The sequence below is a fragment of the Anoxybacillus sp. genome (assembly GCF_036834105.1).
Taxonomy (GTDB): domain Bacteria; phylum Bacillota; class Bacilli; order Bacillales; family Anoxybacillaceae; genus Anoxybacillus.
This window is the reverse complement of record NZ_DAITON010000111.1, coordinates 1-7,467: the sequence shown is the minus strand read 5'-3', so window position 1 is coordinate 7,467 and position 7,467 is coordinate 1. Positions and strand designations below refer to the sequence as shown.

The following is a 7,467-nucleotide window of genomic DNA, read 5'->3' as shown; positions in this document are numbered from 1 at the left end:
GTTTGTCTCTTTTTTATGGTAATTATTGCTATAAAAATTGCTCATCTACAGTTACACTATAAAAAGCAATGAATGATGGTAGGAGGAAAGAATATGGGTATGCATCAAGATATGGAAAAAATTTTAATTACAGAGGAGCAAATTCAGCAAAAAGTAAAGGAACTAGGTGCATTGTTGACAAAAGAATATGACGGTCGCTTTCCGCTCGCGGTCGGTGTGCTCAAAGGTGCGATGCCGTTTATGGCAGATTTGATTAAGCATATCGATACATATTTAGAAATCGATTTTATGGACGTATCAAGTTACGGTCATGCCACGGTATCATCGGGTGAGGTGAAAATTTTAAAAGACTTAAACACATCGATTGAAGGTCGTGATGTTCTCATCATTGAAGATATTATTGATAGCGGGTTAACGTTAAGTTATTTAGCGGACTTATTCCGTTATCGTAAAGCGAAATCGATTAAAATTGTGACGTTGCTTGATAAACCGTCTGGTCGAAAGGCAAATATCGAAGCAGATTATGTCGGTTTTATCGTTCCGGATGAATTCGTTGTCGGTTATGGGTTAGACTATTGTGAGAAATACCGAAATCTTCCGTACATCGGTGTGTTAAAACCGGAAGTATACAGTAAATAATTTTTCATGCACATCGTTTGTTTTGGAACGTTTTTCTATGATACTATTGACTATAGCGTGTTTTAAGTGTGGGAGGAGGTAGGAGATGAACCGCATTTTCCGTAATACAATCTTTTACTTACTAATTTTTCTTGTCGTCATCGGCGTTGTAAGTTTTTTAAACGGCGGCAACCAACGTGCGGAACGGATGACGTACGATGCGTTCATTACCCATCTAGAAAATGGTGATGTGAAGTACGTCTCGTTGAAGCCAGAGCGAGGCGTTTATGAAATTCGTGGACAATTAAAAACATACGCTGAAGGGCAGTTTTTCACGACCTACGTCGCAAATAGTCCGCAAATTCTTCAACGAATTGATGAGGCGGCAAAACAGGCAAAAGTAGAAGTGTTGCCTGCGGATGAAACGAGCGGATGGGTGACGTTTTTTACGTCCATTATTCCGTTTATCATCATTTTTATTTTGTTCTTCTTTTTATTAAATCAAGCTCAAGGTGGCGGCAGCCGGGTGATGAATTTCGGCAAAAGCCGTGCGAAGTTGTATAACGAAGAGAAAAAGCGCGTTCGCTTTAAAGATGTAGCTGGTGCGGACGAAGAAAAACAAGAACTCGTTGAAATCGTTGAGTTTTTAAAAGATCCTCGCAAATTTGTAGAGCTCGGCGCTCGCATCCCGAAAGGTGTTCTCCTTGTTGGACCGCCCGGGACAGGAAAAACGTTGTTAGCTAGAGCGGTCGCAGGAGAAGCGGGTGTTCCGTTTTTCTCTATTAGCGGTTCAGATTTCGTCGAGATGTTCGTTGGTGTCGGTGCTTCGCGTGTACGTGATTTGTTTGAAACAGCGAAGAAAAACGCCCCTTGTATCATTTTTATTGATGAGATTGATGCGGTTGGACGTCAGCGTGGTGCCGGCTTAGGCGGAGGCCATGATGAACGGGAGCAAACATTAAACCAGTTGCTTGTTGAAATGGATGGATTCAGCGGTAATGAGGGAATTATTATTATCGCTGCGACAAACCGTCCGGACATTTTAGACCCTGCTCTTTTACGTCCAGGGCGCTTTGACCGTCAAATTACGGTTGATCGTCCAGATGTGAAAGGACGCGAAGCGGTTCTTCGTGTGCATGCACGCAACAAGCCGCTTGATGAATCTGTTGATTTAAAGGCCATTGCGATGCGGACACCTGGTTTTTCTGGTGCTGATTTAGAGAACTTACTAAATGAAGCAGCCCTCGTCGCTGCTCGCCGCAACAAAAAGAAAATTGATATGAGCGATATTGACGAAGCGACAGACCGTGTTATTGCTGGTCCAGCAAAGAAAAGTCGCGTCATTTCGGAAAAGGAAAGAAAAATTGTTGCGTACCACGAAGCAGGTCATACTGTCATTGGTATGTTGCTTGCTGATGCGGAAATGGTGCATAAAGTAACGATTGTACCGCGGGGGCAAGCGGGTGGATATGCAGTCATGTTGCCAAAAGAAGACCGTTATTTTATGACAAAACCAGAGCTGCTCGATAAAATTACAGGGCTTCTCGGTGGACGTGTTGCTGAGGAAATTGTATTTGGTGAAGTAAGTACGGGAGCGCATAACGACTTCCAACGTGCAACAAGCATTGCTCGCCGCATGGTTACGGAGTTTGGCATGAGCGAAAAGCTAGGACCGATGCAGTTTGGTCAATCCCACGGCCAAGTGTTTTTAGGACGCGACTTGCATAACGAACAAAACTATAGCGATCAAATCGCATACGAAATTGATCTTGAGATGCAACGAATGATTAAAGAATGTTATGAGAAAGCAAAGCGTCTATTAACGGAAAATCGCGACAAGCTAGATTTAATCGCTAATACGTTGCTTGAAGTTGAAACGCTTGATGCCGAGCAAATTAAGCATTTATTCGAACACGGCACGTTGCCAAACCGAAACGGTGAAAAACAAGAAGAGGTAAAAGTAAATATTCAAACGAAAAAGGAAGAATAAAGGTGTCTCTTTTTATAAGAGGCATCTTTTTTTACCGTCCACCCAAACGGATGTGATATGATGAAAAAAGGAACAATTTGTGAAAAAGTGGGGATGAGCGATGATTTTTGTATTGGATGTTGGAAATACAAATACAGTACTAGGTGTATATGATGGAGATGAGTTGAAGTTTCATTGGCGCATCGAAACGAGCCGAAACAAAACAGAAGATGAATATGGAATGATGATCAAAATGTTGCTGCAAGATGTCGGTTTACATTTTTCTGATATTGATGGCATTATTATTTCTTCTGTTGTGCCACCGATTATGTTTGCGCTTGAGCGAATGTGTACAAAATACTTTCACATTAAACCGCTCATTGTTGGCCCGGGAATTAAGACAGGGCTTAATATTAAGTATGATAACCCGAAAGAAGTAGGTGCCGATCGAATCGTTAATGCTGTAGCAGGTATCCATCTGTATGGTGCACCACTCATTATTGTCGATTTTGGTACGGCAACAACATACTGTTATATTAATGAGCATAAGCAATATATGGGAGGGGCTATTGCGCCGGGGATTACAATCTCCACAGAAGCGCTCTATTCTCGTGCGGCGAAGCTTCCGCGCATTGAAATCGCCCGTCCAGACGATATTATTGGGAAAAATACAGTGAGTGCGATGCAGGCAGGCATTTTATACGGATATGTTGGGCAGGTGGAGGGAATTGTTGCGCGGATGAAAGAAAAAAGCGCGGTTCCACCGAAAGTCATTGCTACAGGGGGATTAGCGTCTTTAATTGCCCATGAATCGAACGCGATTGATATCGTCGATCCATTTTTAACGTTAAAAGGATTACAATTGTTATATGAGCGAAATAAGAAAGGTGAGTGACAGCTATGACAGACTATTTAGTGAAAGCGCTCGCGTATGATGGTCAAGTGCGAGCATATGCCGTGCGAACAACAGAAACGGTTCGCGAAGCTCAACGTCGCCATCAAACATGGCCAACAGCTTCGGCAGCATTAGGTCGCGCCATGACGGCAGGTGTCATGATGGGAGCGATGTTAAAAGGTGATAGTCAAATTACCATTAAAATTGAGGGCGGGGGTCCGATCGGACATATTCTTGTCGATAGCAACGCAAAAGGTCAAGTGCGCGGCTATGTATCAAATCCGCACGTGCATTTTGAGCTAAACGCAAACGGAAAGCTTGATGTTGCTCGGGCGGTTGGAACAAACGGAACATTGACTGTAGTGAAAGACTTAGGATTGCGCGACTATTTTACAGGACAAGTCCCGCTCGTTTCCGGGGAGCTTGGTGAAGACTTTACATATTACTTTGTCTCTTCTGAACAAACACCATCATCCGTTGGTGTGGGAGTGTTAGTTAACCGTGATTATACAATATTAGCGGCTGGTGGTTTTATTTTACAACTCATGCCGGGGGCAGAAGAAAAAACGATTGCAAATATTGAAAAAAGTTTAGCGACGATTCCACCAATCTCCAAAATGATCGAAAGTGGTTTGACGCCAGAACAAATTTTATACGAACTGCTTGGTGGAGAACAACATGTGAACATTCTTGAGAAGATGCCTGTATCATTTGTTTGTCGCTGTTCGCGTGAGCGTGTAGCAGATGCAATCATTAGCTTAGGGGTAGAAGAAATTCAGCAAATGATTGATGAAGAAGGAAAGGCTGAGGCGTCTTGTCATTTTTGTAACGAAACGTACACATTTTCAGCCGAAGATCTTGAGGAGTTAAAAAAATTAGCAAAACAACAATAAATGATTGACAATTTCGAAAATAACTGATAAATTGGTTACAAATTCGATAAAAATACTCGGGATTAGAGGTGGATGGAATGGCACGTGTAGTACAATCGATTACAGAGTTGATTGGGCAAACACCGGTAGTAAAGTTGAATCGCATCGTTGATGAAGACAGCGCAGACGTATATGTAAAACTAGAGTTTATGAATCCGGGAAGCAGTGTAAAAGATCGGATTGCACTAGCAATGATTGAAGCAGCTGAGAAAGCTGGAAAAATTCAACCGGGCGATACGATCATTGAACCAACAAGCGGAAATACAGGCATTGGATTAGCGATGGTCGCTGCTGCGAAAGGATATAAAGCTATTTTCGTCATGCCGGATACGATGAGCCTAGAGCGCCGTAATTTACTTCGTGCCTACGGGGCGGAGCTTGTGCTGACGCCGGGTAGCGAAGGAATGCGTGGGGCTATTCAAAAGGCGGAGCAGCTAGCGCAAGAGCACGGTTATTTTATGCCTCAACAATTTAAAAACGAAGCGAATCCAGAAGTACACCGTTTAACAACAGGAAAAGAAATTGTTGAGCAAATGGGCGATCAACTAGATGCCTTTGTAGCTGGCATTGGAACGGGTGGAACGATCACAGGAGCGGGAGAAGTGTTGCGCCAAGCATATCCGAACATTAAAATTTATGCGGTTGAACCAGCGGATTCTCCTGTACTTTCTGGCGGAAAGCCAGGGCCACATAAAATACAAGGAATTGGAGCAGGTTTTGTTCCGGACATTTTAAATACATCCATTTACGATGAAGTAGTTACGGTAAAAACAGAAGAAGCGTTTGCAGCTGCTCGTTTAGCTGCTCGTCAAGAGGGGATTTTGGGAGGTATTTCATCTGGTGCAGCGATCCACGTGGCGTTGCAAGTAGCGAAAAAACTAGGAAAAGGAAAGAAAGTATTAGCCATCATTCCGAGCAATGGCGAGCGTTATTTAAGCACGGCGTTATACCAATTTGAAGAATAAATTCGGCAAGAAGCTTCTTGCCGAATTTTTTTTCGTGATTGTTTCCGTCCGTTCGTTGTACAATAAGCGTATGGACTGATGGAGAGGAGTGACATCTGTGAGCAAGCAGAAGCGACGGACAATGGTGAAAAAGGTCTCGTACGCACATCGCGATTGGTTTTCACAATATAAGGCGTTGGCACGACAACAATTGCACCATGTTTTACTTGAGAGCGGTCGGGACGGCCGATATAGCATTATCGGCTTACATCCTTTTGCTGTGATCATTGGGAAAAATAACAAATTAACGGTGTGGCAAAAACATCGTACAGAAACGTTTGAAGGAAATATATTAAAATGGTTAAAGACGTGGTTCAGTCAATGGGAAGTCGATTCACAAGAAGAAGGTCCTGATTTCCAAGGAGGAGCCATCGGATATATTAGTTATGATTGCGCTCGTTACATCGAAAAGCTCCCTTCAATCGCACGTGACGATTTACAAGTGCCTGATTTGTATTTCTTAGTGTTTGATGATGTGTTTGTATATGATCACGAAGAGTCGGCTCTTTATTTGATTACTCATTACGTAGATGGAGAAGAACAGAAAGCGCGTCAACGTCTTGAGCAATATGAAAAGCTGTGGACAATGGACATTTCTGATGTTTCCCGTCCGTTTATTCCAAGCTACGAGAAAGAAGAATCGGTATCGATGAGCGAGGAACAGTTTATGGAAGCGGTCGAAAAGGTGCGGGATTATATTGCACAAGGGGACGTATTTCAAGTAAACTTGTCCGTTCGACAGTCAAGACGGCTATTTACGCATCCTATTTCGATTTATGAAAAGTTGCGTACATTAAATCCATCGCCGTATATGGCATACATGCATTTCCCCGAATTTCAAATCGTAAGCGGCTCCCCAGAGTTGCTCGTCAAAAAGAAAGGAAAATGCATAAGTACCCGCCCAATTGCAGGAACACGTTCGCGCGGTAAAACTATTCAAGAAGATGAACAAATTGCTCAGTCTTTATTAGCAAACGAAAAGGAACGAGCGGAGCATGTAATGCTCGTGGATCTTGAGCGTAATGACCTTGGACGTGTATGTGCATACGGGACAGTAAAGGTAGATGAGTTTATGGTCATTGAGAAATATTCCCATGTTATGCATCTCGTTTCACACGTCTCTGGGCAGCTAGCGGAAGGAAAAGATGCATTTGATGTGATAGCGGCTGTTTTCCCTGGGGGAACGATCACAGGGGCGCCGAAAGTACGGACGATGGAAATTATCGAAGAGCTTGAACCTGTTCGGCGTGGTATTTATACTGGCTCAATCGGCTGGATTGCATTTAATGGCGATATGGAGTTAAACATTGCGATTCGCACGATGGTTGCTAAAGATGGCCTTGCATATGTACAAGCAGGGGCGGGAATCGTTATTGATTCCCAACCGGAATATGAGTACAAAGAATGTTTAAAGAAAGCATTTGCCTTATGGAAAGCAAAAGAGCTGAGCGAAGAAGAGCATGTACAATTAAGTATGAGGTGAGCGAAATGATTTTAATGATTGATAATTACGATTCGTTTACGTATAATCTAGTCCAATATTTAGGTCAATTAGGCGAAGAGCTCGTTGTCAGACGAAATGATGAAGTGACGATTGCGCAAATTGAACAACTTCAACCGCATTTTTTAATGATTTCGCCTGGTCCATGTAGTCCAAACGAAGCTGGAATTAGTATGGAGGCCATTCAATATTTCGCTGGGAAAATTCCTATTTTCGGTGTATGTCTCGGTCATCAATCGATCGCTCAAGTATTCGGTGGTGAAGTGGTAAGGGCAGAGCGTTTAATGCACGGAAAAACATCAACGATTTTCCACGATGGAAAAACAATTTTTGAACACATTCCTAATCCATTTGTTGCTACTCGGTACCATTCTTTAATCGTAAAAAGGGATACATTACCAGATTGTTTTGAGATCTCCGCATGGACGGAGGAAGGAGAAATTATGGCGATTCGTCACAAAACATTGCCGGTTGAAGGAGTTCAATTTCATCCTGAATCGATTATGACCGAGTTTGGCTTAGAAATGCTTAAAAATTTTATTACATTA

7 protein-coding genes are annotated in these 7,467 nt (G+C 42.7%); all 7 read left to right on the top strand.

Annotated elements, in window-relative coordinates; translation table 11 throughout:
* Positions 1-93 precede the first annotated feature (93 nt).
* A complete protein-coding gene (gene hpt / locus V7Z64_RS10400) occupies positions 94-639 on the top strand; it encodes a hypoxanthine phosphoribosyltransferase (protein ID WP_091703119.1) in 546 nt (181 codons plus the stop codon).
* An 85-nt stretch (positions 640-724) separates the two neighbouring features.
* Entirely contained in the window at positions 725-2,608 is a 1,884-nt protein-coding gene (ftsH, locus tag V7Z64_RS10395; protein WP_297990887.1) for an ATP-dependent zinc metalloprotease FtsH, read from the top strand.
* A 100-nt stretch (positions 2,609-2,708) separates the two neighbouring features.
* A complete protein-coding gene (locus V7Z64_RS10390; RefSeq protein WP_003398234.1) occupies positions 2,709-3,482 on the top strand; it encodes a type III pantothenate kinase in 774 nt (257 codons plus the stop codon).
* A gap of 5 nt (positions 3,483-3,487) precedes the next feature.
* Positions 3,488-4,375 carry an Hsp33 family molecular chaperone HslO gene (gene hslO / locus V7Z64_RS10385; RefSeq protein WP_297990886.1) on the top strand — a complete coding sequence of 296 codons (888 nt, stop codon included), beginning with the start codon at positions 3,488-3,490 and terminating at the stop codon, positions 4,373-4,375.
* A gap of 77 nt (positions 4,376-4,452) precedes the next feature.
* Complete coding sequence (gene cysK, locus V7Z64_RS10380; protein WP_003398237.1) at positions 4,453-5,379, top strand: cysteine synthase A; 927 nt, start codon at positions 4,453-4,455, stop codon at positions 5,377-5,379.
* A 121-nt stretch (positions 5,380-5,500) separates the two neighbouring features.
* Positions 5,501-6,901, top strand: coding sequence for an anthranilate synthase component I (trpE, locus tag V7Z64_RS10375; RefSeq protein WP_297990889.1), 1,401 nt, complete (start codon positions 5,501-5,503; stop codon positions 6,899-6,901).
* Positions 6,902-6,906: 5 nt separating this feature from the next.
* A partial coding sequence (gene pabA, locus V7Z64_RS10370; protein WP_334110330.1) for an aminodeoxychorismate/anthranilate synthase component II occupies positions 6,907-7,467 on the top strand: 561 nt, incomplete at its 3' end.